Origin of the sequence: Neisseria sp. P0014.S002 (assembly GCF_051958295.1) — a bacterium.
Taxonomy (GTDB): domain Bacteria; phylum Pseudomonadota; class Gammaproteobacteria; order Burkholderiales; family Neisseriaceae; genus Neisseria; species Neisseria flavescens_B.
The window spans coordinates 1-249 of sequence record NZ_JBQCVO010000099.1; the positions used below are offsets into that span (position 1 = coordinate 1).

Genomic DNA, 249 nt, shown 5'->3' on the forward strand with positions numbered 1-249 from the left:
GCTGACACGTTTTTGCGACAGCTTTTTTGCTTTGGCCGCGCGTTTTGATACGGGGTTGATTGGTGGCGATACCACCAAAGGCGATTTGGTCTTTAATGTAACGATAGTGGGCGAAGTGCCGACCGGGCGCGCCCTGCGGCGTGATGCGGCCGAAGTCGGCGACGATATTTGGGTATCGGGCCGCTTGGGGTTTGCTGCCGCTGCTTTGAACCAACAACTGGGGCATTATCAAATTCCGGCTGAAAACAT

Annotated in this window: 1 pseudogene; it reads left to right on the forward strand. The window is 55.0% G+C overall.

The window, feature by feature from the left end:
• Nucleotides 1-249 (forward strand): annotated as a pseudogene (locus ACTHSX_RS10775) (thiamine-phosphate kinase); the annotation flags it as partial.